Origin of the sequence: Streptomyces sp. NBC_00286, assembly GCF_036173125.1 — a bacterium.
GTDB lineage: Bacteria > Actinomycetota > Actinomycetes > Streptomycetales > Streptomycetaceae > Streptomyces.
Genome location: NZ_CP108054.1, coordinates 8404105 through 8427675, shown reverse-complemented (window position 1 = coordinate 8427675; position 23571 = coordinate 8404105). Strand labels below are relative to the sequence as shown.

18 protein-coding genes are annotated in these 23571 nt (G+C 70.4%); 7 read left to right on the top strand and 11 right to left on the bottom strand.

Features of this window, described 5'->3' with window-relative positions:
• Nucleotides 1-51 precede the first annotated feature (51 nt).
• The gene (locus tag OHT21_RS38095; RefSeq protein WP_328772812.1) at nucleotides 52-1044 is read left to right on the top strand and encodes a serine hydrolase; all 993 of its coding nucleotides are present in this window, start codon (nucleotides 52-54) and stop codon (nucleotides 1042-1044) included.
• A gap of 351 nt (nucleotides 1045-1395) precedes the next feature.
• Entirely contained in the window at nucleotides 1396-2604 is a 1209-nt protein-coding gene (locus tag OHT21_RS38090; protein ID WP_328774046.1) for an IS110 family transposase, read from the top strand.
• 142 nt (nucleotides 2605-2746) lie between these two features.
• On the opposite strand, the gene mycP is transcribed toward OHT21_RS38090, so the two are convergent.
• Complete coding sequence (gene mycP / locus OHT21_RS38085) at nucleotides 2747-3940, bottom strand: type VII secretion-associated serine protease mycosin (protein WP_328774386.1); 1194 nt, start codon at nucleotides 3938-3940, stop codon at nucleotides 2747-2749.
• Nucleotides 3941-4269: 329 nt separating this feature from the next.
• Nucleotides 4270-5532 (bottom strand): hypothetical protein, encoded by a 1263-nt coding sequence (locus OHT21_RS38080; protein WP_328772811.1) that lies wholly within the window; start codon nucleotides 5530-5532, stop codon nucleotides 4270-4272.
• Nucleotides 5533-6680: 1148 nt separating this feature from the next.
• Here OHT21_RS38080 and OHT21_RS38075 point away from each other — a divergent pair.
• Nucleotides 6681-7883, top strand: coding sequence for an amino acid deaminase/aldolase (locus tag OHT21_RS38075; RefSeq protein WP_328772810.1), 1203 nt, complete (start codon nucleotides 6681-6683; stop codon nucleotides 7881-7883).
• A 26-nt stretch (nucleotides 7884-7909) separates the two neighbouring features.
• On the opposite strand, the gene OHT21_RS38070 is transcribed toward OHT21_RS38075, so the two are convergent.
• Genes OHT21_RS38070 through OHT21_RS38055 form a run of 4 tightly spaced genes read right to left on the bottom strand, consistent with a single transcriptional unit; the run spans nucleotide 7910 to nucleotide 12429 of the window.
• Nucleotides 7910-8845: a DUF2510 domain-containing protein gene (locus OHT21_RS38070; RefSeq protein WP_328774384.1), complete on the bottom strand. Its 936-nt coding sequence runs from the start codon at nucleotides 8843-8845 to the stop codon at nucleotides 7910-7912.
• A gap of 48 nt (nucleotides 8846-8893) precedes the next feature.
• On the bottom strand, nucleotides 8894-9676 hold the full coding sequence (locus OHT21_RS38065) for a 3-oxoacyl-ACP reductase (protein WP_328772809.1): 783 nt from the start codon (nucleotides 9674-9676) through the stop codon (nucleotides 8894-8896).
• A complete protein-coding gene (locus OHT21_RS38060; RefSeq protein ID WP_328772808.1) occupies nucleotides 9673-11052 on the bottom strand; it encodes an aldehyde dehydrogenase family protein in 1380 nt (459 codons plus the stop codon). Before OHT21_RS38060 ends, OHT21_RS38065 begins: the two co-directional genes overlap by 4 nt.
• A gap of 12 nt (nucleotides 11053-11064) precedes the next feature.
• A complete protein-coding gene (locus OHT21_RS38055; RefSeq protein WP_328772807.1) occupies nucleotides 11065-12429 on the bottom strand; it encodes a glutamine synthetase family protein in 1365 nt (454 codons plus the stop codon).
• A 77-nt stretch (nucleotides 12430-12506) separates the two neighbouring features.
• On the opposite strand from OHT21_RS38055, the gene OHT21_RS38050 reads away from it, so the two are divergent.
• The 3 genes from OHT21_RS38050 (at nucleotide 12507) to OHT21_RS38040 (ending at nucleotide 15591) form a co-directional block, all read left to right on the top strand.
• The gene (locus OHT21_RS38050) at nucleotides 12507-13253 is read left to right on the top strand and encodes a FadR/GntR family transcriptional regulator (protein ID WP_328772806.1); all 747 of its coding nucleotides are present in this window, start codon (nucleotides 12507-12509) and stop codon (nucleotides 13251-13253) included.
• A gap of 183 nt (nucleotides 13254-13436) precedes the next feature.
• Nucleotides 13437-14882 (top strand): ethanolamine permease, encoded by a 1446-nt coding sequence (eat, locus tag OHT21_RS38045; protein WP_328772805.1) that lies wholly within the window; start codon nucleotides 13437-13439, stop codon nucleotides 14880-14882.
• A 25-nt stretch (nucleotides 14883-14907) separates the two neighbouring features.
• Nucleotides 14908-15591, top strand: a complete 684-nt coding sequence (locus OHT21_RS38040) for a gamma-glutamyl-gamma-aminobutyrate hydrolase family protein (RefSeq protein WP_328772804.1) — start codon at nucleotides 14908-14910, stop codon at nucleotides 15589-15591.
• 225 nt (nucleotides 15592-15816) lie between these two features.
• On the opposite strand, the gene OHT21_RS38035 is transcribed toward OHT21_RS38040, so the two are convergent.
• The 5 genes from OHT21_RS38035 to OHT21_RS38015 form a co-directional block, all read right to left on the bottom strand.
• Nucleotides 15817-16752 carry a LysR family transcriptional regulator gene (locus OHT21_RS38035; protein ID WP_328772803.1) on the bottom strand — a complete coding sequence of 312 codons (936 nt, stop codon included), beginning with the start codon at nucleotides 16750-16752 and terminating at the stop codon, nucleotides 15817-15819.
• A gap of 280 nt (nucleotides 16753-17032) precedes the next feature.
• Nucleotides 17033-17752, bottom strand: coding sequence for a helical backbone metal receptor (locus tag OHT21_RS38030; RefSeq protein WP_328772802.1), 720 nt, complete (start codon nucleotides 17750-17752; stop codon nucleotides 17033-17035).
• Nucleotides 17753-17782: 30 nt separating this feature from the next.
• Nucleotides 17783-18349 carry a helix-turn-helix domain-containing protein gene (locus OHT21_RS38025; protein ID WP_328772801.1) on the bottom strand — a complete coding sequence of 189 codons (567 nt, stop codon included), beginning with the start codon at nucleotides 18347-18349 and terminating at the stop codon, nucleotides 17783-17785.
• A gap of 293 nt (nucleotides 18350-18642) precedes the next feature.
• Nucleotides 18643-21255, bottom strand: coding sequence for an ABC transporter permease/substrate binding protein (locus OHT21_RS38020; protein ID WP_328772800.1), 2613 nt, complete (start codon nucleotides 21253-21255; stop codon nucleotides 18643-18645).
• Nucleotides 21248-22336, bottom strand: a complete 1089-nt coding sequence (locus tag OHT21_RS38015; RefSeq protein WP_328772799.1) for a quaternary amine ABC transporter ATP-binding protein — start codon at nucleotides 22334-22336, stop codon at nucleotides 21248-21250. The genes OHT21_RS38020 and OHT21_RS38015 overlap by 8 nt, the downstream gene beginning before the upstream one ends.
• Before the next feature lie 279 nt (nucleotides 22337-22615).
• Between OHT21_RS38015 and OHT21_RS38010 the strand changes: the two genes are divergently transcribed.
• Nucleotides 22616-23563, top strand: coding sequence for a 5'-3' exonuclease (locus tag OHT21_RS38010; protein ID WP_328774383.1), 948 nt, complete (start codon nucleotides 22616-22618; stop codon nucleotides 23561-23563).
• Nucleotides 23564-23571: the final 8 nt, after the last annotated feature.

Sequence of the window (23571 nt, the reverse complement as noted above, 5' to 3'; positions counted from 1 at the left end):
TTCTGACGTGCGGCTAACCGGAGACACAGCGGAAGGCCACAGCATCGCGGGATGGACCCGCAGACAGCTCGTCGGCCCGGCGCCCGCCCGTCCTGGTGCGGGCCTCTCCTCTACACGGCGGTGGCCTCCGCCGTGCTCGTCGGCGTCACGGCCTCCGGGACCACGCATGTGAAGGCGCAGGCGCGCGGCGGCACCGGTCTCGTATCGTCCTCGGCGTCGCCCACCGCGGGCGCGCAGGCGGCGGACGCATCCCGGACCCCGGAGGCGACAGTGGAATCGGTGGCGACGACGGCGAGCCCGGCGCCTACGGTTCCTGCCGTGGACCGGGACGCGCTGCTCGCCGAGGCGATGGAGTCCGTGGCCGTGGAGGACGGCGCGCGGGTGTCGGTGGCGGTGCTGGATCCGGAGTCCGGGCGGAGCGCGGTGTACGGGGACGGGTCCTTCGACACCGCGAGCATCGTCAAGGTCGACATCCTGGCGGCGCTGTTGCTTCAGGCGCAGGACGCGGGGCGAGGGCTGACGGCGACGGAGAAGTCGTACGCGACCGCGATGATCAAGAGCAGCGACAATGTGTCGGCGAGCGAGCTGTGGGACACGATCGGGCGGGCGAAGGGCCTGGCGGCGGCGAACGAGCGGTTCGGGCTGAGCGGCACCGAGGGCGGGGACGGGACGTTGTGGGGGCTGACGCAGACCACGGCGGCCGATCAACTCGCCCTGCTTGAGCAGGTGTTCGGGGAGGAGTCGGTGCTGAACGAGGCCTCGCGGGCGTATCTGCGGGGGCTCATGGGAGACGTCGCGGTGGGTCAGGACTGGGGGGTGTCGGCCGTCGGAGCCGAACCTCAATTCGCCCTGAAGAACGGGTGGTTGCCGCGCAGTCAGACCGGGCTGTGGGTGATCAACAGCATTGGGCGGGTGACGGTGGACGGGCACGCGTACCTGGTCGCCGCGCTGTCGCAGGGCAACTCCACGAAGGCGAAGGGGATTTCGCTGGTGGAGGCTGCGGCCAGGGCCGCGGTGTCGTCGCTGCGGGATGCGGACGTCTGAACGAGCTTGGTGAAGTTCGGTGCGGTAAAGCGCCCCGTAAGGGGCGCGGGGCTGTGTTTGATATGCGGCTCCGCCGCGATGGGGGGTCCCCCGTTATGTTTTCCGCGGTCCTGCAAGAGGGCCGCTGGCCTCCGGGCCCGGCATGACTGTTCCCCCCTGTCGAAGGGATGACCTGGGGGGTGGTGTCACCGGGCCCGGAAGGTGCCGTCGGAGACGCTGATCAGAGGCCCGACCACCACCCGGTCCGGCGCAATGCCGGACAGCTCGCGGGCGGCAGGTCTGCATAACGTGGATGCGCGCGTACGACACCGCTGCCGAGGCCAGACCATGCAACTTCCCTGGAAGGGCGCGATGTTCGACACCGAAGACGTGGGCGTGTTCCTCGGCCTGGACGTCGGCAAAAGTGCCCATCACGGGCACGGGCTGACCCCGGCCGGCAAGAAGGTCTTCGACAAGCAGCTGCCGAACAGCGAGCCGAAACTGCGGGCCGTCTTCGACAAGCTGACTGCGAAGTTCGGCACCGTGCTGGTGATCGTGGACCAGCCCGCCTCCATCGGCGCCCTGCCCCTGACCGTCGCCCGCGACGCGGGCTGCAAGGTCGCCTACCTGCCCGGCCTGGCCATGCGCCGGATCGCCGACCTGTATCCGGGCGAGGCCAAGACCGACGCCAAGGACGCCGCGGTCATCGCGGACGCCGCCCGCACCCTGCCCCACGCGCTGCGCTCGCTGGAACTCACCGACGAGATCACCGCCGAGCTGACCGTGCTCGTCGGCTTCGACCAGGACCTCGCGGCCGAGGCCACCCGCACCTCCAACCGGATACGCGGCCTGCTCACCCAGTTCCACCCCAGCCTGGAACGCGTCCTGGGCCCACGCCTCGACCACCCCGCCGTCACCTGGCTGCTGGAACGCTACGGATCCCCGGCGAGCTTGCGGAAAGCCGGCCGCCGCAGGCTCGTGGAGGTGATCCGGCCCAAGGCCCCGCGCATGGCCCAGCGGCTGATCGACGAGGTCTTTACCGCGCTGGACGAGCAGACCGTCGTGGTGCCCGGGAGCGGCACCCTCGATGTCGTGATCCCGTCGCTGGCCCGCTCGCTCGGAGCCGTCCACGAACAGCGCCGGGCCCTGGAAGCCCAGATCAACGCGCTGCTGGAGGCCCACCCTCTTTCCCCGGTCCTGACCTCGATGCCAGGCGTCGGCGTCAGGACCGCCGCCGTCCTGCTGGTCACCGTCGGCGACGGCACCAGCTTCCCCACCGCCGCCCACCTCGCCTCCTACGCCGGCCTTGCCCCCACCACGAAGTCGTCCGGCACGTCGATCCACGGCGAACACGCCCCCAGAGGCGGCAACCGGCAGCTCAAACGCGCGATGTTCCTGTCCGCCTTCGCCGCCCTGCACGATCCGGCCTCCCGCACCTACTACGACAAACAACGCGACCGCAAGAAGACCCACACCCAAGCCCTCCTCCGCCTCGCCCGCCACCGCATCAGCGTCCTGTTCGCGATGCTCCGCGACGGCACCGTCTACGAACCCCGCACCCCCGAAACAGCCCCCGCATAACCGGCACATTCAGGAACAAGGCAGACACGGCAGGGTTGACGAAGGACATAGAGGCACCCCCCCGCTCGAGCGGAGCCGAGAGTGGGGGAGCGACCAGCCCCCACCGGCCCGCGGGTTCAGCACCGTTCTTCCCGCGGAGCGCTTAGTAGTCGGGGTCGCCGGTAGGCGTTGGGCGTGGTTCGCGGCGGCCGCGCCAGAGGATGACCGCGCCGATCAGGAGTACGCCGCCGAGGGTGCCCGCGACGGGGCCCGTCCAGCCGGTCGAGGAGTCGTCGTCCGCGGCGTCCGGGCCCGGGCCGAAGTACTTTTCGCCGTAGGCCGAGCGCAGCCCTTCCGGCTTGAGCTTGCCGCCCTGCTTGATGGCGGCCGCGGGGTCGACGAAGCCGAAGCCGCGAGAGTCGTCGCGGCCGCCGCTGGGGGCGTTGCGGGCCGTGTCCTCCAGGAGCTCCTTGATCTGGGCCGGAGCCAGGTTCGGGTGGGCGGCGCGGACGAGGGCTACGGCGCCGGAGACGAAGGCTGAGGCGGCGCTGGTGCCCCAGCCTTCGTAGTACTTGCGGTCCGGGTCGGCGATGACGACGTCGACGCCGGGTGCGCTGACGGTGGCGTACCAGCGGCGGGTGGAGAACGAGGCGCGGGTGCCGTACTTGTCGACGGCGGTGGCGGCGATGACGCCCGGGTAGGCGGCCGGGTACGAGATGTGGTCGCCTTTCTCGCCGCCGTTGCCGGCCGAGGCGACGACGACGGCGCCCTTCTTCAGGGCGTACTGGACGGCGGCGTCCTCGGTGGCTTCTGGGTGGGCGGACTTGGAGTCGTCGCCCAGGGAGAGGTTGATGACGTCGGCGCCGTTGTCGGCGGCCCAGCGGATGCCTTCGGCGAGGGCGTTGCCGCGGGTGTTGCGGGCCTTGCCGCGGGCCGAGTCGCCGTCTTCGAGGATGACGCGAACCGGGAGGATCTTGGCCTCGGGGGCGATGCCCATGACTCCGTCGGCGTTGCCGGGGCCGTGTCCGTGGCCGGCGATGATGCCGGCCATCGCGGTGCCGTGGCGGGCCCAGGCGCGGTCGCCGCGGCCGGCGCCGAAGCCGACCATGTCCTTGCCGGCGAGGACGTTGCCGGCGAGGTCCGGGTGCTGGGCGTCGACGCCCGTGTCGAGGACGGCGACGGTAATGCCCTCGCCCTTCGTCGTCTGCCAGGCCTCCTTGGCCCGCATCGCTTCCAGGGGCCACTGCTGGGCGCGTATGCCGTCGGCGGCGTGGGCGGTGCTGGGCGGGACGAGGGCGAGCGAGGCGGCGAGGAGGGTGGCGAGGACTCCGGTCCTGCGGGCGCCGACCGTTGCCAGGACGTGTTGCGAAGGTCCCGTCGTTCGCCCGGAGGGCGGGCCGGGCGGCGGCGATGGGGTCCCCCCGCGCGAACTCGGGTTCGAGCGTGGGGGAGTGTGCTCTGGGGGTCCCCCCGGCCGGAGGCTGGGGGAGTGCCGGCCGGAAGGCCCCGTCGATGGACCGGACGTACTTGGGCTTTCGGCCGGTGCGGCGAAGGGGGTCCCCCCGTCCGAGCCGTGCGAAGCCGGTTCGAGGATGGGGGCGCGTGCCAGGCGTCGCCAGGCTGGGGGCACCTCCCGGCCGGAGGCTGGGGGAGGGACCTTCGCAACACGCCCTGGGGCCTTGCGGGTCATGACGGCTTCTCCGTGGCCGAGTTGACGGTTTTACGGAGGCCGCGCTCGATGCGGTCGGCGAGGCCTTGTGCGTCGTGGCCGAGGCCCGCCTGGGCGGGCGCTGTGGTGGCGTCTGCCTTCATGGCATCCTCGGCGGGCTCCGGCTCGGTGACGGCGCGGCCGTCGGCGAAGCCGGAGACTGCGTAGACGACCACGGGGGCGTCGGTCAGGACCGACACCGTCCAGGAGGAGCGCTGGGCGTCGCCGAAACCGGCGGCGACGGTGCCCTTCGCGGCGTACGGGCGGGGCATCAGGTCGCGCCGCTCCGCGAGCCCCTCGTCCTCGAACTGGCTGCTCAGCGCGCCCATGGCCGCGGAGTCCGCCTTCGTGAACAGCAGGCCGACGGTGGTGACATGACTGCGCGTCGCGTCGGTGTACGTAGCGCGCAGGAGCCGCAGGCAGCCCGCCGGCGCGAGGGCCTTGCGCAGCAGCGGGTCGAAGGCGTCCGCGCAGCCGCTGTCCGGCGCGACGGCGATACGGGTCCAAGTCCGGTCGGCTCCGCCCGGCCCCGCGCCCTCCCCCTCCACGGTCGGCGGAAAGAGCTCGTCCACGGGAACGCTGTGCCAGAGATCCCCGGCCGCCGCGAACGAATCCCGCGACCCGGCGTTCCCTCCACCGTCCCCGGTCAGCCAACTCCCGGCCACCGCACCCCCGATGAGCCCAAGCCCGAGCACGACACAGGCCGCGGCAGCCGCGACCCGAGGCCGAACCCGGGGCCCCACGGGCAGCAGCCGCGCAGTGTCATGGTCGTACGTGTCCGGGGGCGCGAACGACACGAAAGGGCGCCCCGCGGGAACCCCGACGGACGCCGGCTCCGGCGCCGGCTCCGGCTCCGGCTTCGCGGGAGGCTCGGCGGGCGGTTCGGCGGGAATGGGCCGAAGCCGCCGCGTGGTCTCGCTGAAGCCCTCCTCAGGCACCTGCCCCCGCCCCGGCGGAACGCCCGGCGGAGCCGGGACACTCGGCCGCGGCGGCGCAAAGGGCCGCTGTGGAAAGCCGGGGGCTGCCCGCTGGGGCCCGACTGCCGCCTTCGCCTCGGCGGCGGACGTCGACGGCACGGCTGAGCCTCCGGCGTCCCGGGCTGTCGAGCGCGGCTCGGCGGCGGGACGCGGCGGGATGACTGAGCCGTCGACGTAGCTGGTGGCCGAGCGTGGCTCGGCGGCGGGACGCGGCGGTACGACTGAACCGTCGGCGTTCTTCGTGGTCGTGCGTGGCTCGACCACCGAGCCGTCAACGCTCCGCGACGCCGGACGCCGCTCAGCCGCCACACCCGACGCAGCGCCCGAGCGCTCCCTGCCCCTCACAGCCGCCTCCGGCTCAACTACCGGACGCGGCGGCACAATTGAGCCCTCGGCATAGCCCGTGGCGGAGCGCGGCTCGGCCACCAAGCCGTCGACGTTCCGCGCACCCGGACGCCACTCAGCCGCTCCGCGCGGCTCCGTGGCCGGACGCGGCACGCCCGGACCCTCGTCGCCCCTCGCAGTCGTCCTCGGCTCAGCCGTCGGACGTGGCGAGACGACTGAACCGTCGGCGTTCCTCGAAGCCGGGCGCGCCTCGGGTGAGGGGCCGTCGGCGTTCCGCACGGTCGGATCCCACTGGGCCTCCGCGCCCGGCGGGACGTCCGTCCCCCCGACGCGCGGCACGGAACCGGTCGCCGGAGGCGGCGTGTCCGGGAAACGGGCCGACGCCGGCGGAGGCGGTGGGGTCACGGGCGGGCGCTGCTGACGCTCAGTGGGCCGGAGGTCCGGGAAGCGGAGGGGCCCGACCGGTGGGGGCTCGCGGTCGTCGGCACCCTCGAATGTTCCGCGTTCGTCACCCTCGGGGGTTCCGCGTTCGTCACCCTCGGAGGTTCCGCGGTCATCAGCCTCGAAGGTGCGGCGGTAGTCAGCCTCGAGGGTTCCGCGGTCGTCAGCCTCGAAGGTGCCGCGGTCGTCGGCAGCCTCGGACGTTGCGCGATCGTCCCCGGCGAGGCCTCGTGGGCGAACCGTCCCACTCCCCGGCAGTGCCCCCGCGATGCCCGGCCTTCGCGGCGCGGTGTCGGGGTCGCGTCTCGGCAGTGGGCCCGTCGTTTCGGCGGCCTGAGGGGCGGTCTCGGCGGGCTCGTCCCCCGGTGCGCCCGGCGTCCCGCTCGGCGGGGTCGACGGGCGTGGAGGGACGGGGATGCGACGCGCTTCCGTGCTCAATGCACCCCCCGTTTCCTCGTGCTCGGGCAACTGGCCCGCCAAAGGAACTCCTCCGGACCGTTCCCTTCCTGCGTGCGCGTCACTCTACGGGCTGACACTGTGCGAGTGGGAACCAGTACGCGGGCCCGCGGCATCTGCCCGGAACGTCCCCCTACCCTGGGGTAATCACGTCTGGCAGGCTTCAGGGCATGACTGGCCGCGCCGCAGACAGGGCCCGCTACGACCGGGCCACCGCCCATCTCGACGCCCCCGTCGCCATCGTGGACCTGGAGGCGTTCGACGCCAATGCGGAGGATCTGACACGAAGAGCGGCCGGCAAGCCCATACGCGTCGCGAGCAAATCCGTACGCTGCCGGGCCCTTCTCGAACGCGTCCTGGCCCGGGACGGCTTCGCCGGGATCATGTCGTTCACGCTGGACGAGTCGCTGTGGCTGGCCCGCTCCGGATTCGAGGACGTACTGCTCGCCTACCCGTCCGCGGACCGCAAGGCGTACGCGGAACTGGCGAGCGACCCCAAGCTCGCGGCCTCCGTCACCGTCATGATCGACGACCCGGCACAGCTGAAGCTGATCGACGACGCCCGGGACGGTGGACGCGAAGTGGTGCGCGTCTGCCTGGAGTTGGACACCTCGCTGAAGCTGCTCGGCGGGCGGGTACGCGTCGGCGCCCGCCGTTCGCCACTGCACTCCCCCGCCCAGGTCGCCGAGATGGCCCGTACGGTCGCCCGGCGGCCCGGCTTCCGGCTGGTGGGGATCATGGCGTACGAGGGGCATATCGCCGGTGTCGGCGACGCCTTGCGCGGACGGCCGCTGCGGTCGCGTGCCATCCGGCTGATGCAGGCCACCGCCCGCAGGGAACTGGCCCAGCGGCGCGCCGAGGTGGTGCACGCGGTACGGGCCGTGGCGCCGGACCTCGAGTTCGTCAACGGCGGCGGCACGGGCAGCGTCCAGCACACCGCCGCGGAGGACTCCGTCACCGAGATCGCGGCCGGATCGGGGCTCTACGTCCCGCGTCTGTTCGACAACTACACCTCGTTCAGCGGGCGTCCGGCCGCCCTCTTCGCCCAGCCGGTCGTCCGCAGGCCAGGCCTGGGCGTCGTGACCGTCCTCGGCGGCGGCTACCCGGCCTCGGGTGCGCCGGGAGCCGACCGGCTGCCCGAGCCGTACCTCCCCGAGGGTCTGCGATACGACCCTCAGGAGGGAGCCGGCGAGGTGCAGACACCGCTGCTCGGCTCCCCCGCCGACGATCTGCTGATCGGCGACAAGGTGTGGTTCCGGCACGCCAAGGCCGGTGAACTGTGCGAACGGTTCGAGGTACTGCACCTCGTGGAGGGCGACGCGGTGACGGCGACAGTCCCGACGTATCGAGGCGAAGGCCACACCTACCTGTAGCCGCACCAGCAATCGGCCGTACGCGGCTACCGCGTGGGCCCCACGCTGCTGCCCACCCCTCCGCTCGTGTCCCCGTCCCCCAGCGGCCGGATCCCCTTGGTGATCTTGTCCATGTCGGTGAGCGGCGGCGCGTCCTCCCCGGCGTCGATCACGTATCGCACCATGACCGGCGCCCCGGAGCCGACGCTGGACGGGAACGCCAGCGACTGGACGTAACCCCCGGAGCCCTTCTCGGTCTTGACCCGCCAGCGCACGAAGTACCCGGTACGGCCCGCGACCGCGACCGGCCCCTGCTTGACCAGCTTCTTGGATGTGATGCCGCCGTAGGGACGGCGGTCGAGCTGGTCGCGGTCGTACGCCTGGTCCGCCGCCTCCGAGATGTCGCCCTTGGCGAGCGCCTCGGGGGACTCCTCGTCGTTCGCGGTCACCGTGCGTGAGATGACCTTGCCGTGGCGGCACTGTCCGTCGTCGCCCGGGCAGGTGTAGGTGTCGGGCGTGACCATCACGACGTTCTTCTCGGAGACGTACTCGGGTCTGACCCAGCCGTCGAGGAGCGGAAAGGTGATGCCGTTGAGCTCGTCCACGACCGTGAGGGGGTCGTCGGCGGACGGTTCGGAGGTGGACTCCGAGGGTGTGGGCGACGGCGGGTCGCTCGTGGGCGCGGAGGACTGGGGCGCCGGGGTGGTGTTCGCCTCGGGGGAGCCGTCGTCCCGGTTCAGGACGACGGCTCCGGTGACGATCGCGGCGACCAGCACGGCTGCCGCGGCGACGATGGCGATGACCTTCGCCCGGCCGGAGCCGCCGCCGGCGCCACCGGGCGTGGGGGCGAACCCGGGCTGCGCCAAGGGCTGTTGGGGCACCGTCTCGGGAGCGCGCATGTGCTCGGTCCACCTGGTCCCGTCCCACCAGCGCTCGACATGCGGCGCCGAGGGGTCGGGGTACCAGCCGGGCGGTGGCGTCATGCTCATTCGGGCACTGTAAGCGCCGCTCCACCCTCAGTGCACGGCCCCCTACAGGGGCGTGACGTACGCGCCCGAAATCCCGCCGTCCACGAGGAAGTCGGTCGCGTTCACGAACGAGGAGTCGTCGCTGGCGAGGAAGGCGACCGCCGCGGCCATCTCCTCGGCTTCCGCGAACCGCCCGACCGGGATGTGCACGAGACGGCGCGCGGCCCGCTCCGGGTCCTTGGCGAACAGCTCCTGGAGGAGCGGGGTGTTGACCGGCCCGGGGCACAGGGCGTTGACGCGGATGCCCTCGCGGGCGAACTGCACGCCCAGTTCGCGGGACATGGCGAGGACGCCGCCCTTGGACGCGGTGTAGGAGATCTGGGAGGTCGCCGCGCCCATCCGGGCCACGAACGACGCCGTGTTGATGATGGAACCCTTGCCCTGGCGCCGCATGTAGGGGATCGCGGCCTTGCAACACAGGTACACGGAGGTGAGGTTGACCTCCTGGACCCGCTTCCACGCCTCGAGTCCCGTCTCCAGGATGGAGTCGTCGTCCGGCGGCGAGATCCCCGCGTTGTTGAAGGCGATGTCGACCGAGCCATACGTCTCGTACGCCGTCCGGAACAGCGCCTCGACCTGCTCGGCGTCGGTGACGTCGACCTTCACGAAGGTCCCGCCCACCTCCTCGGCGGCCCCCTTGCCACGCTGCTCGTCCACGTCGCCGCAGACGACATGGGCGCCCTCGGAGGCGAGGCGGCGCGCGGTGGCGAGGCCGATGCCGCTGCCGGCACCGGTGATGACGGCGGTGCGGCCGACAAGGCGGCGGCAGATGCTCTCTTCGGTCACTGTGCGGGACCTTCCGTGCTGATGAAGACGTTCTTGGTCTCGGTGAAGGCGGTGAGTGCGTCCGGGCCGAGTTCACGGCCGAGCCCGGACTGCTTGTAGCCGCCGAACGGGGTCCAATAGCGGACGCTGGCATGGGAGTTGACGGACAGGTTCCCGGCCCGTACGGCCTGGGACACGCGCAGCGCCCTGCCGACGTCGCGGGTCCAGATGGAGCCGGACAGCCCGTACTCGGTGGCGTTGGCGAGCCGGATCGCGTCCGCCTCGTCCTCGAAGGGCAGCACGACGGCGACCGGTCCGAAGACCTCCTCGACGGCCACGCGCGCGTGCGGCTCGATTCCGGTCAGGACCGTGGGCGGGAACCAGAAGCCGGGGCTTTCGGGGGCGGTGCCACGGATGCCTTCCAGGTCATCGGTGACGTACGAACGTACGCGCTCCAGCTGGACCTTGGAGATCAGCGGCCCCATCGCGGTCTTCTCGTCGGCCGGGTCGCCGACGAGGACGGACTCGACGGCGGGGGCGAGGAGTTCGAGGAAGCGGTCGTACGCCGTGCGCTGCACGAGGATGCGGGTGCGGGCGCAGCAGTCCTGGCCGGAGTTGTCGAGGAAGGACATGGGGGTGGCCGCGGCGGCGGCTTCGATGTCGGAGTCGGCGAAGACGATGTTCGGGCTCTTGCCGCCGAGTTCGAGGGTGACGGGCTTCAGGAGCGCCGAGCCCTTTGCCAACACCTGTTTGCCCACGGGCGTTGACCCGGTGAATACGATCTTCGCGACGCCAGCGTGCTCGACGAGGGCGTTGCCCGCAACGGGCCCTTCGCCCGGCAGCACCTGGAACAGCCCTTCCGGCAGCCCCGCCTCCAGGCCGAGTTCGGCCAGCCGCAGTGCCGTCAGCGGGGTCGTCTCGGCGGGCTTGAGGATGACGGCGTTGCCCGCCGCGAGGGCCGGAGCGGTGCCCCAGGCGGCGATGGGCATCGGGAAGTTCCAGGGCGCGATCACACCGACCACCCCGAGGGGTTCGAGGATCGTGACGTCGAACCCGCCGGCAACGGGGATCTGCCGCCCGGTCAGCCGCTCCACTCCCCCGGCCGCGTAGTCGAGCAGATCGCGTACGTTGCCGGCTTCCCAGCGGGCGTTGCCGATGGTGTGTCCGGCCTCCCGCACCTCCAACTGGGCGAGTTCCTCGAGGTGTTCGTCGACGACGACGGCAAAGCGGCGCAGCAGCCGGGCCCGCTCGCCCGGCGCGAGGGCGGCCCACCGGGACTGCGCCTTCGCCGCCCGTACGACGGCGGAGTCGACGTCCTCAGCGCCGGCTGCCGCAACGGTGGCGATGACCTCCTCCGTCGCCGGATTGAGGACCTGGAGCTGATGCTCGTACGACACGGACGGACCTTTCTACATGCGTTCGAAGGAGCGGCGAAGCTCCCAGTCGGTCACCGCGGCGTCGAAGGCCTGGAGTTCGACGCGGGCCATATTGCGGTAGTGGGCGACGACCTCGTCCCCGAAGGCGGCCTTGGCGATGGGACTGGTTTCCCAGAGCTCGGCGGCCTCGTGCAGGGTGGTGGGGACGTGCTCGTACTCGCCGGTGTAGGCGTTCCCCGCGCACACCTCCGGCAGCTCGAGCTGCTGCTCTATGCCGTACAGACCGGCCGCGACGAGTCCCGCGACGGCCAGGTACGGATTGACGTCGCCGCCGGGCAGCCGGTTCTCGAAGCGCATCGAGCGCCCGTGGCCGACCACCCGCAGCGAGCAGGTGCGGTTGTCGTAGCCCCAGGCGACGGCGGTCGGGGCGAACGATCCCGGCTGGAATCTCTTGTACGAGTTGATGTTGGGCGCGTACAGCAGCGAGAAGTCCCTCAGCGCTGCCAGCTGCCCGGCGAGGAAGTGCCGCATGACGTCGGACATGCCGCCGGGCCCGTCACCGGCCATGGCGTTACGGCCGTCCTTGTCGGCGAGCGAGAGGTGGATGTGACAGGAGTTGCCCTCGCGCTCGTTGTACTTCGCCATGAACGTGAGTGAGACGCCCTCCTGAGCGGCGATCTCCTTGGCCCCGGTCTTGTAGATGGCGTGCTGATCACAGGTGACCAGGGCCTCGTCGTACTTGAACGCGATCTCGTGCTGCCCGGGATTGCACTCGCCCTTGGCGGACTCGACGATCAGCCCCGCGGCCTGCATCTCATTGCGGATACGACGCAGTAGAGGCTCGATACGGCCCGTACCAAGCACCGAATAGTCGATGTTGTACTGGTTCGCCGGGGTCAGCCCCCGATAATTGGCGTCCCAGGCCTGCTCGTACGTGTCCTTGAAGACGATGAACTCCAACTCGGTGCCGACCTGCGCGGTGTAGCCGTATTCGGCGAGGCGTTCCAGTTGGCGGCGGAGTATCTGGCGGGGCGCGGCGACGACGGGCGAGTCGTTGTTCCAGGCGAGGTCGGCGATGAGCATGGCGGTGCCAGCGTTCCACGGCACCTTGCGCAACGTACTGAGATCCGGACGCATGGCGAAGTCGCCGTAGCCGCGGTCCCAGGAGGACATCTCGTAGCCGTCGACCGTGTTCATCTCGGTGTCGACCGCGAGGAGGTAGTTGCAGCCCTCCGTACCGTGGTGGAGGACGTCGTCCAGGAAGAAGCGCGCGGCGAACCGCTTGCCCTGAAGCCGCCCCTGCATGTCCGGGAAGGCCAGGACGACAGTGTCGATCTCGCCGCTCGCGACGAGAGCGTGCAGCTCCTCCACGCTGAGTGGTGGTGTGCGGTGGGCCACGGGAAAGGCCTCCTTCGGTCAGCCGAGAGCCATAAGGTATTGCCGTGAACCATTGCTTGGGAAGGGGGCACGGCGAGATGACGCAGCCGGATGCGCACGGTGTGAACGACCGGCCGGGCGATCAGCTGGCACCCGTCCTGCGGCCGGTCCGCGCGGGCAACGGCTTCGAGGAGGCACTGGAGCAGATCCTCCAGGTGGTACGGCTCGGTCTGGTGCCCGGTGGTGAACGGCTGCCCGCCGAACGGGAGTTGGCGGACCGGCTCGGGATCAGCCGGGTGACGCTGCGCGAGGTGCTGAAGGTGCTCCAGGACCAGGGTCTGGTGGAGTCGCGGCGCGGACGGTACGGCGGAACGTTCGTCCGGCCCAGGACCGAGGCGCCCGGTGAGGCGGAGTTGCGCCGCCGGGTCGAGGGTGTGGACATCGAGGACGTATTGCGCTTCCGCGAGGTCCTGGAGGTGGGCGCGGCCGGCCTCTGCGCGGCCCACGGCCTGTCCGCCGACCAGTCGGCGCGCCTGCGCGAGGCCCTCGCCCGCACGCACGACGCGCCGCTCGCCGACTACCGGCGCCTGGACACGATGCTGCACCTCACGCTCGCCGAACTGTGCGGTTCGCCGACCCTCACCGCCCAGTACGCCGCCGTACGCGCGCCAGTGAACGACCTCCTCGACTGCATCCCCCTCCTGGTACGGAACCTGGAGCATTCCCAGCAGCAGCACACCGCCCTGGTGGAGGCCGTGCTCGACGGGGACGCCGACGGGGCGCGGGAGATGATGCGCGAGCACTGTGAGGGAACCGCCGCCCTGCTGCGCGGCTTCCTCGCGTGACGTGCCGCGGCTGCCACGCGAGACGCGATTAACGGGCGCGTAACGCACGCCTCTTGCTTTCTGCCCCCGTGGCCCGCAAAGGTATGGATCCGTTCCATTGCGCTTTGCTGTGCCGCCGGGGGCCCCTCGTGTGCCTCGGGCCCCTTTCACCCGAGCGTCCACCGCCCTTTGGGGAGTCCACCCATGTCCATCGATTCCACCAAGCCACCCGCCGCCCCGGAGGGGGACGACTATCTGGAGCGCAGGAGCCTGCGCCGGGGCAGCGCCGGCTGGCTACTGCTCACCGGCCTGGGCGTCGCGTACGTCGTCTCCGGCGACTTCTCCGGCTGGAACTTCGGACTCGCCGAGGGCGGCTTCGGCGGCCTAGCGATCGCCATGGTCCTCATGGGCCTGATGTACACATGCATGGTCTTCGCGCTCGCCGAGCTGTCCTCCATCCTGCCGACGGCGGGCGGCGGCTACGGCTTCGCGCGCCGGGCGCTCGGCCCCTGGGGCGGCTTCCTGACCGGCACGGCGATCCTCATCGAGTACGTCCTCGCGCCCGCCGCCATCTCCATCTTCATCGGCGACTACGTCGAGTCGCTGGGCCTGTTCGGGCTCACCTCCGGCTGGCCGGTGTACCTGGCCTGCTTCGTGATCTTCATCGGCATTCACCTGTGGGGCGTCGGCGAGGCGCTGCGCTTCAGCTTCGTCGTCACCGGGATCGCGGTGTTGGCGCTCCTGGTGTTCGCGGTCGGCGCATTCCCCGACTTCGACGCCTCGAACCTCGACGACATCCCGGTGGACGAGAGTGCCTTCGGGGCCAGTTCCTGGCTTCCCCTGGGCCTGCTGGGCATCTGGGCCGCCTTCCCGTTCGGCATGTGGTTCTTCCTCGGGGTCGAGGGCGTACCGCTCGCGGCCGAGGAGACCAAGGACCCTGCCCGTACGCTGCCGAAGGCGATCCGGTGGTCGATGGGCATCCTGGTGTTCCTGGCCCTGCTCACCTTCTTCGCCGCCGCCGGGGCGCGCGGGTCGAACGCTATCCAGGGGGCGGGCAACCCGCTCGTCGAGGCCCTCCAGCCGGACGGCGAGGCGACGGCGCTGAGCCGGATCGTCAACTACGCGGGTCTCGCGGGCCTGGTCGCGTCGTTCTTCTCCCTGATCTACGCCGGCTCGCGTCAGCTCTTCGCCCTCTCGCGGGCCGGCTACCTGCCCCGCTTCCTGTCCCTGACGAGCAGCCGTAAAGCCCCCTACCTGGGCCTGCTGGTGCCGGGCGCGATCGGCTTCGCACTGGCCGCGGCCACGGGCAACGGCGCGCGCATGCTGAACGTGGCGGTCTTCGGCGCCACCATCTCGTACGCGTTGATGTCGCTCTCGCACATCGTGCTGCGCCGCCGCGAGCCGGGCCTTGAGCGGCCGTACCGTACGCCGGGTGGTGTGCTGACGTCCTCGGTGGCGCTGGTGCTGGCGTGTTCCGCGCTGGTGGCAACGTTCCTGGTGGACGTGACGGCGGCGGTCATCGCGCTCGCGGTCTATGTGGTGGCGGTCGCCTACTTCGGCCTCTACAGCCGCAAGCACCTGGTGGCGAAGGCACCGGAGGAGGAATTCGCGGCGCTGGCGGCCGCCGAGGCAGAGTTGGAACGGAACTGATCCAGGAGACCACGAGAAGGGGTTCATGGTGGGCGGCAGGCCGCTGATCGGAGTCAGTACGTATCTGGAGTCCGCGCGCTGGGGTGTGTGGGAGCTGGAGGCGGCGCTGCTGCCCGTCGGGTATCCGCGGCTGGTGCGGGACGCGGGCGGGCTGGCCGCGATGCTGCCGCCCGACGATCCCGCGCATGCCGCGGCGGTCGTCGCCCGGCTCGACGGGCTCGTGATCGCGGGGGGTCCGGATGTGGATCCGGCGCGGTACGGGGCCGCTCGTGAGCCTCGTACCGGGCCCGCGGCCGGTGAGCGGGACAGTTGGGAACTCGCCCTGATCGACGCCGCGCTCGCCTCCGGCACTCCGCTGCTGGGGATCTGCCGGGGGATGCAGCTGCTGAACGTCGCCCTCGGGGGGACGCTCGTGCAGCACATCGAGGGGCATGCCGAGGTGGTGGGCGTCTTCGGTCGCCACACCGTGAAGCCGGTTCCCGGCTCTCTGTACGCCGGGCTGGTGCCTGAGGAGACCTCCGTCCCCACCTACCACCATCAGTCCGTGGACCACCTCGGCTCCGGTCTCACGGCTGCTGCGCATGCGTCGGACGGGACGGTGGAGGCGCTGGAACTTGCCGGTCCGGCGTGGGTGCTGGGGGTTCAGTGGCATCCGGAGATGGGGGACGACGTGCGTGTGATGCGAGGGCTTGTGCGCGCGGCCACCTGAACGAGAGTGTTCCTTTCCCCAGCCCCGCCCCTTCCCGGCTGTATCAATTTGCGGCTCCGCCGCGTGGGGGGCTGCGCCCCCCAGGCCCCCCGCCTCCGGCTGGGTGGGGCGCCTCCGGCGGGTGGGTGGGGCGCCTACCGGGGTGGGGGGTTGGGATCGTGTCGCGACTGCGGGTGCGTCGTGGCAGACAACGAACCCAACCGCCCAACCGCCGGAGGCACCCGCTCAACCGCCGGAGGCAACTGTCAACGACAAAAGATCCCGCGCCGGCCCCGTCGGCCGATGCCCCACCGGCCACACCGCCCGCAGCGCCCGACTGAGGCGCACATCCGCCACAGGAATCGAGACAAGCCGGCGAGCCGACAACTCCTCGCCGAGCGCCAGCTCGCTCAGTACCGCCGGCCCCGCGCCACTGACCGCAGAGGCCTTCACCGCCGTCGTCGACGACAGCTCGATCAACGGCCGGGCCAGCCCACCGAGGGCCGACTCCAGGACCTGGCGCGTACCAGACCCCTTCTCCCGAAGGATCAGCGGCGTCTCCGCCAACTCCGCAGCCGCCAGCGGCCGACGCCGCCGCGCCCACGGATGCCCCGGCGCCGTCACCACGATCAGCCGGTCATGGGCGATGATCGCCGAGTCGAGCCCGGTCGGCACGGACAACCCCTCCACGAAGCCGAGGTCGGCCTCGTCGGCGAGAAGCCGCTCGGCCACGACGGCGGAGTTCCCGGCGAGCAACGACACAGCCGTATCCGGACGCTGAGCGCGCAGCGCGATCAGCCATCCCGGCAGCAGATACTCGGCGATCGTCATGCTCGCGGCGACCCGCAACCTCGAGTCACGCCGGTCCCGCAGCGCCTGCGCCCCGGCATCGAAGGCCTCCGCCGCCTCCACGATCCGCTGCGCCCAGTCCGTCACCAGCGCACCGGCGTCCGTGAGCCGCGACCCGGTGGGCGAACGGTCCACCAGAGCCACCCCCAACTGCCGCTCCATCGACCGAATCCGGCTGCTGGCCGCCGGCTGCGTGATCCCCAGTTCCCGCGCCGCCCGCCCCAGACTCCCCAGCCGCGCCACGGCAAGCAGCAACTCCAACGCCCCGAGCTCGGGCACCCGCCGTGCCAGCCCTCCGGAGAAGCCGGGAAACTCCTGTTCAGCCACACTCATAAGCCCACCCTATGTGGGAGCGCCAAGCCCTTGGGGCTCGCGCCTGGCCTCCGGCGGTTGGGTTCGTTGTTTGGTGCGGGTTATGGGTGGCTGGTCGCTCCCCCACTCTCGGCTGCTCCCCCACTCTCGGCTTCGCTCGAGCGGGGGGACCCCCATGAGCGGGGGGACCCCCATCGCGGCGGAGCCGCAAATTGACACAGCCCCGCGCCCCTTAGGTCCGTGGTGGGTCGGGGCCGTGGGCAAGCGGGTCGGTAGGGGTGCGGGCTCTTTGGGAAGCTGCTCAACCGGTGGAGGCAATTGCTCTGCCGAGTACTCCCGGTGCCTCGACCAACGAAGGGCCGTACCAAGTGAGATGCCGCCCGCTGACCAGTGCGCAAGGCCGACCCTCGAACGCCTCGGGGCCGTCCTCGGCCGTGAAACGGTACGGCTCGTCCGGCAGCACGACGTACTCCGCGGACCTCAACTCCTCGATCGGCACCCGCGGATAGCGCTCCGCATGACCGGCGTACACGTTGTCCACGCCCAGCCGCGCCAGTACGTCACCCGCGAAGGTGTCCCGCCCGAGCACCATCCACGGCCGCCGCCAGATCGGCACAACGGCACGGCGGCGACGCGCCGGCACCGGCAGGTCCGCCCACACCGCCTCCGCCTCGTCCAGCCACCGCGGGCGCGCCCGAACCCCACAGGCCTCAAGCACCCGCTCCAGCTCACGAAACGCCTGCGGCACATCCCGCACTTCGGTCACCAGGACCTCGAGCCCCGTCTCCCGCAGGGCGGTCAGATCCGGCTCCCGGTTCTCCTCCTCGTTGGCGATCACGAGGTCGGGCGCGAGCCGTACGATCCGCTCGACATCCGGGTTCTTCGTGCCCCCGATCCGTACGACATCGAGATCGGCGGGATGGCTGCACCAGTCCGTCGCCCCGACCAACAGGCCCGGCGAGTCCGGCGCCGAGGCGGCCACCGCCTCCGTGAGGGACGGGACCAGAGACACCACCCTCACCGGCACACCACCCTCACCGCAGTGCGTCCCTCACCGCTGCGCGTCCTCCGCCGCCTCGATATGGTCCGCGACCGCCACGACCAGCACACGTGTGTCCGGCACGGTCGCCCGCCACCGGTGCCGTACGCCACCGGTCATGTACAGCGTGTCGCCGCGCCCCAGCCGGTACGCGCGGCCCTCCGCCTCGACCTCGACGGCGCCGTCCGCGACGTACATCAACTCGTCGTTGCGGTGCTGGAATTCGCGCCCGGCGTCGTGGTCGCCGCTGAACTCCATGGCGTGCAACTGGTGGTGACCGCGCACCAGGGGGCGCACGAGGGGCTCGTGGGGGGTGAACTCCGAGTCGTCGGAGCGCACGACGTCCACGCTGCGCGCCGGGTCGGCGGCGGCGAGGAGTTCGACGCAGGTCGTCCCGAGGGCGTCGGCGACGCGCTGCAGGGAGCGCATGCTCGGCCGGGCCCGCTCGTTCTCGACCTGGCTCAGGAACGGCACCGACAGTCCGCTGCGCTCGGCGACGACGGCGAGGGTGAGCTCCAGTGCCCGGCGCCGCCGCCGGACGGCCGCGCCCACCCGAAGGGCGTCTTTGTTGTCGTCCATCGCTTCGGCTCCCTCCTGTGCGTCGTCGGTGCGTGGATCGGTGCGGGCGGCTCGGTGACAGCCCGGTGCTCGTACGTCTCGTACCTCTCGTACGTCCGGAGTACTACATACGAGGAACGTACGAGCCAATGTCTCCCGATGTTTTGTTTGCACCCTACGCACGTTCGGCAAACCGTTTCATGCGGCCGTCACAAGGCCGTAAACAAAGGGGCGGGCTTTCGCCGCACCGGAACCGCACGGTCCCCGCGGGCGAAGCCCACCCCTCAGTGGACTGCTGCCGTACTACCGCATCGCTACGGAGTCATCCGGCTCACCATGTCCGGGTGCTCCTTGAGCCACGCTTCGACGGCCTCCTCCTCGTTGCCCTGGCCGCGGTCCTTGATCTCGGCCTCCAGGGTGCCGAGTTCGTCCTCGCTCATCTTGAAGTTCTTGATCCACTTCGTGAGCTGCGGGTACTGGCCGGGGAACGCCTTGTTGGTGATCGTGCGGATCGTGTTCCCCTCGCCGAAGAGCTTCTTCTCGTCCGACAGCTTGGTGAGGTCGTACTCGCTGTAGGCCCAGTGCGGGGACCAAAGGACGGCGATGATCGGCTCCTTCTTGGCGTACGCGCGCTTCAGCTCGGCCAGCATCGCGGGCGTGGAGCCGTCGACGACCTCGTACTCCTTGTCCAGGCCGTAGCCCGGCAGGACGTCCTTCTTGAGCAGGTTCATCTCGCCGGTGCCCGGCTCGATGCCGATGATCTTGCCGCCGAAGGTGTCGGCCTTGCCCTTGAGATCCGCCAGGGACTTCACGTCCTTCACGTACGAGGGCACGGCGAGCTCCAGCGAGGTCGGCTGGTACCAGGTGCCCAGGTCTCTCAGGTTGTTCTTGTACTTGTCCCAGTAGTTCGCCTGGGCGTACGGCAGCCACGCGTCGAAGTTGACGTCGATGTCGCCGGTGGACAGGCCCGTGTAGACCGGACCGACGTCCATCTGCTTGAGGTTCAGCGTGTAGCCGCGGCGGGCCAGGACGTTCTTCCACAGGTAGGTGACGGCGACGTTCTCGTCCCAGGGGAAGAAGGCGACGTCCACCGGACGCTTCGCCTCCGCCAGGTCACCGCCCGTGGAGTTCTCGACCGGGGCCAGCTTGTCGACGACGCCGGGGTTCGACTTCAGCCAGGCCTTCACGGCCTGCGGCTGGTTGCCCTCGCCCGCCTTGTTGATCTCCGCCTCGAGGCTGGTGAGCTGCTTCTCGGTCATCTTGAAGTTCTTGAGCCACTGGCCGACGACCGGGTTGTCCGCGGCGAAGCCCTTGCGGGAGACCGTGTGCACGTCGTCGCCCTTGCCCCAGGCGCCCTTCGGGTCCTTGAGCTTCGTCAGCTTGTAGTCGTTGTACGCCCAGTGCGGCGACCACAGCGTGACGACGATGGGCTCCTGCTTGGCGTACGCGCGCTTCAGCTCGGCCAGCATGGCGGGCGTGGAGCTGTCGACGACCTTGTACTCCTTGTCGAGGCCGTACTCCCCCAGGACCTTGTCCTTCAGCAGGCCCATCATTCCGGCGCTGGACTCGATGCCGGTGATCTTGCCGCCGAACTCCGAGGCCTTGCCCTTGAGGTCCTCCAGGGAGTCGATGCCCTTCATGTAGGAGGGCACGCTCAGCTCCAAGGACGTCGGTCCGTACCAGGAGCCCAGGTCTTCGAGTTTCTTGCCGTACTTCTTCCAGTACTGCTCGTGGGTGGTCGGCAGCCAGGCGTCCGTCTGGAAGTCGATGTCGCCGGCGGCGAGGGAGGTGTACATCGGGCCGGCTTCGAGCTGCTTGGTCTCGACCTGGTAGCCGCGTTCCTCGAGGATCTCCTTCCAGAGGAAGGTGGAGGCGACGCCCTCGTCCCACGGGATGTAGCCGATGGTGATCTTCTTGCCCTGGCCGACGTTCGAGGAGTCGGCGGCGGTGGTCTCGGAGTTCGTACCGCCGAAGACGCCCATGCCGCCTGCGACCAGTGCGAGTACGACGACACCGATCATGGCCACGGCGGGCCGGGGACGGTAGGACCAGATCTTCAGGCCCTGCGCGGCGCGCAGCCTGGCGAGGGCGCGGCGGCCGAGCGGCGAGACCTGGGTGCCGAGCGAGCTGGTCATACGATCCAGGTAGATCGCCAGGATGACGATGGCGACGCCGGCCTCGGAGCCCAGGCCCACGTTCAGCTGGCCGAGGGCTTCGTTCACGTCGCCGCCGAGTCCGCCCGCGCCGACCATGCCCGCGATGGCGGCCATGGACAGGCCCAGCATGATGACCTGGTTGACGCCGGCCATGACTGTGGGCAACGCCAGCGGGAGCTGGATGCGCAGCAGGGTGTTGCCGGGGGTGGTGCCGAACGCGTCGGCGGCTTCGACCAGTTCCTTGTCGACCTGGCGGATGCCCAGTTCCGTCATCCGGACGCCGGGCGCCAGGGCGAAGATCATGGTGGCCACGATGCCCGCGGGGGCGCCGGTGCCGAAGAACAGGATCGCCGGGATGAGGTAGATCATCGCCGGCAGCGTCTGCATGAAGTCGAGCACCGGCCGGACCGTGTTGCTCACCCGGTCGGAGCGCGCCGCCCAGATGCCCACGGGTACCGCGACGGCGAGCGCGATGATCGTCGCCACGAGGACCAGCGACAGGGTCACCATCGCGTCTTCCCACAGTTCGACGGAGTCGATGAAGGCGAACCCGAGGAAGGTGAGGACACCGGCTGAGGTGCCGCGCAGCCAGAACGCGATCACGGCGAAGATGCCCGCGAGGAGGAGCGGTTCCGGGGCCTGGAGGACGGCGTTGATTCCGTCGTACGTGCCTTCGAAGATCGCCTTGAAGAAGTCGAAGAGCCACGCCATGTGCTCGAGCAGCCAGTCGACCGTGTCGTTGACCCAGTCGCCGAAGGGGATCCTAGGCATCGGCCTTCACCGCCTTGACAACCTTGTCACGCGGCGTGTCGCAGGGCCTGGGCTCGCCCTGTTCGTCACCGAGGAAGCCGATCAGGCGCTGCCGCGGTACGACCCCGACGAGTGTCTGCGCCTTGTCGAGCACCGCGACCGAGTGCGGCACGCGGGCGCTGATCGCGCAGAGGTCCACGAAGGAGCTGTCGGGCCGCGCGGTCTCGCAGCCGCAGTCCGCCTCGTCGCCCCGCAGGTTCGTGTCCATGACGGCGTCGGCCGTGAGGACGCGGGAGCGGTCGACGTCCTTGGTGAAGGAGGCGACGTAATCGTTTGCGGGACGGATCAGGATGTCCTCGGCGGTGCCGATCTGGACGATGCGGCCGTCGCGCATCACGGCGATACGGTCGCCCAGGCGCATGGCCTCGTTGAGGTCGTGCGTGATGAAGACGATGGTCTTCTTGAGCTTCTTCTGGAGCTCGATCAGCTGGTCCTGCATATCGCGGCGGATCAGCGGGTCGAGTGCGCTGAAGGACTCGTCCATCAGGAGCAGGTCGGCGTCGGTGGCCAGCGCCCGGGCCAGACCCACGCGCTGCTGCATACCGCCGGACAGCTCGTCGGGCCAGGACTTCTCCCAGCCGGCAAGACCGCACATGGCGAGGGCGTCGGTGGCGCGCGACTCGCGCTCGGCGCGCGGTACGCCCTGCACCTCCAGGCCGTATGCGGCGTTCTCGAGGACGCTGCGGTGCGGGAAGAGCGCGAAGTGCTGGAAGACCATGCTGATCTTCTTCGAGCGGACCTCGCGCAGCTCGCGGTCGCTCAGGGCGGTCAGGTCCTGGCCGTCGAAGAGAACCTGTCCCGCGGTGGGCTCCAGCAGCCCGTTGAGCATGCGCAGCAGCGTGGACTTGCCCGATCCGGACAGGCCCATGACCACGAAGGTCTGGCCCGGTTCGACTGTGAAGGACGCGTCGACCACCGCGGCGGTGGCGCCGTCGGCGCGCAGCGCCTCACGGTCCTTTCCTTCGCGGAGTTGCTCCACCGCTTTCTCGGGTCGTCTGCCGAACACCTTGTAAAGGTGCTCAGCCTGCAGCCTGGATGACACTTGTACCTCTCAGGTCGAACGAATACGGCCCGCCTCCCCCGCCGACGGGCCGTGGAGCGACGCGGGGTCCGCCCGCATGGCCAGTCCCCTTCAACTCCCCATTTGTCAGGTGTAGTTGAAAAGGGGACCGGCTTCGCTCCGGCTCGCACCTGCCCTGGGTTGTCTGGACCAAACGCGAACGTGAACCAGTTCACAGGCTGCTTACGTTTAGCGGGTAGCGGCGTTCCCTTTCACCGACCGCCCTGCTCCGAACAGTGACTGTCAGTGGCGTACGGCATGATGCGTGGCGTGACGCAGCAGACGCAGACTTCTCGCCGGATCATGCTTCTCGACACCGCCTCGCTGTACTTCCGCGCCTATTTCGGGGTCCCGGAGTCCGTGAAGGCCCCGGACGGCACACCGGTGAACGCGGTGCGGGGGCTGCTCGAATTCATCGACCGCCTCGTACGGGACCGCCACCCGGACGATCTCGTGGCTTGCATGGACGCGGACTGGCGGCCCCAGTGGCGCGTCGACCTGATCCCCTCCTACAAGGCGCACCGCGTCGCGGAGGAGCACGAAGCCGGCCCGGACGAGGAGCAGGTGCCCGACACCCTCTCGCCCCAGGTGCCGATCATCGAGGCGGTCCTGGACGCGCTGGGCATCGCCCGCGTGGGCGTCGAGGGGTACGAGGCGGACGATGTGATCGGCACGTTCACGGCCCGCGCCACCGGCCCGGTCGACATCGTCACGGGCGACCGCGACCTGTTCCAACTGGTCGACGACAAGCGGCAGGTGCGGGTGCTGTATCCACTCAAGGGCGTCGGCAACATGCAGCTCACGGACGAGGCTCTGCTCCGCGAGAAGTATGGGGTGGACGGTCCGGGGTACGCGGACCTGGCGCTGCTGCGCGGCGACCCGAGCGACGGACTGCCCGGGGTGCCGGGCATCGGCGAGAAGACGGCCGCCAAGCTGCTGGCCGAGTTCGGCGACCTGGCCGGGATCATGGCGGCGGTCGACGACCCGAAGGCGAAGCTCACGCCCTCGCAGCGCAGACGCCTCGACGAGGCACGGCCGTACGTGGCTGTCGCGCCCAAGGTCATCAAGGTGGCCGACGACGTACCGCTGCCGGTGGTGGACACGGCGCTGCCGAGCGCGCCACGCGATCCGGCGGCCCTGGAGGAGCTGGCAATGCGCTGGGGTCTGGGCGGCTCGTTGCAGCGGCTGCTGGTGACGCTCGGATCGTGATCCGTGAC

Bases quoted from the DNA above. Each gene is read 5' to 3' on its own strand.
- OHT21_RS38095 (WP_328772812.1), top strand. From the start codon at position 52: ATGGACCCGCAGACAGCTCGTCGGCCCGGCGCCCGCCCGTCCTGGTGC.
- OHT21_RS38090 (WP_328774046.1), top strand. From the start codon at position 1,396: ATGTTCGACACCGAAGACGTGGGCGTGTTCCTCGGCCTGGACGTCGGC.
- OHT21_RS38075 (WP_328772810.1), top strand. From the start codon at position 6,681: ATGACTGGCCGCGCCGCAGACAGGGCCCGCTACGACCGGGCCACCGCC.
- OHT21_RS38070 (WP_328774384.1), bottom strand. From the start codon at position 8,845: ATGACGCCACCGCCCGGCTGGTACCCCGACCCCTCGGCGCCGCATGTC.
- OHT21_RS38050 (WP_328772806.1), top strand. From the start codon at position 12,507: ATGACGCAGCCGGATGCGCACGGTGTGAACGACCGGCCGGGCGATCAG.
- eat (WP_328772805.1), top strand. From the start codon at position 13,437: ATGTCCATCGATTCCACCAAGCCACCCGCCGCCCCGGAGGGGGACGAC.
- OHT21_RS38040 (WP_328772804.1), top strand. From the start codon at position 14,908: ATGGTGGGCGGCAGGCCGCTGATCGGAGTCAGTACGTATCTGGAGTCC.
- OHT21_RS38035 (WP_328772803.1), bottom strand. From the start codon at position 16,752: ATGAGTGTGGCTGAACAGGAGTTTCCCGGCTTCTCCGGAGGGCTGGCA.
- OHT21_RS38025 (WP_328772801.1), bottom strand. From the start codon at position 18,349: ATGGACGACAACAAAGACGCCCTTCGGGTGGGCGCGGCCGTCCGGCGG.
- OHT21_RS38020 (WP_328772800.1), bottom strand. From the start codon at position 21,255: ATGCCTAGGATCCCCTTCGGCGACTGGGTCAACGACACGGTCGACTGG.
- OHT21_RS38010 (WP_328774383.1), top strand. From the start codon at position 22,616: ATGCGTGGCGTGACGCAGCAGACGCAGACTTCTCGCCGGATCATGCTT.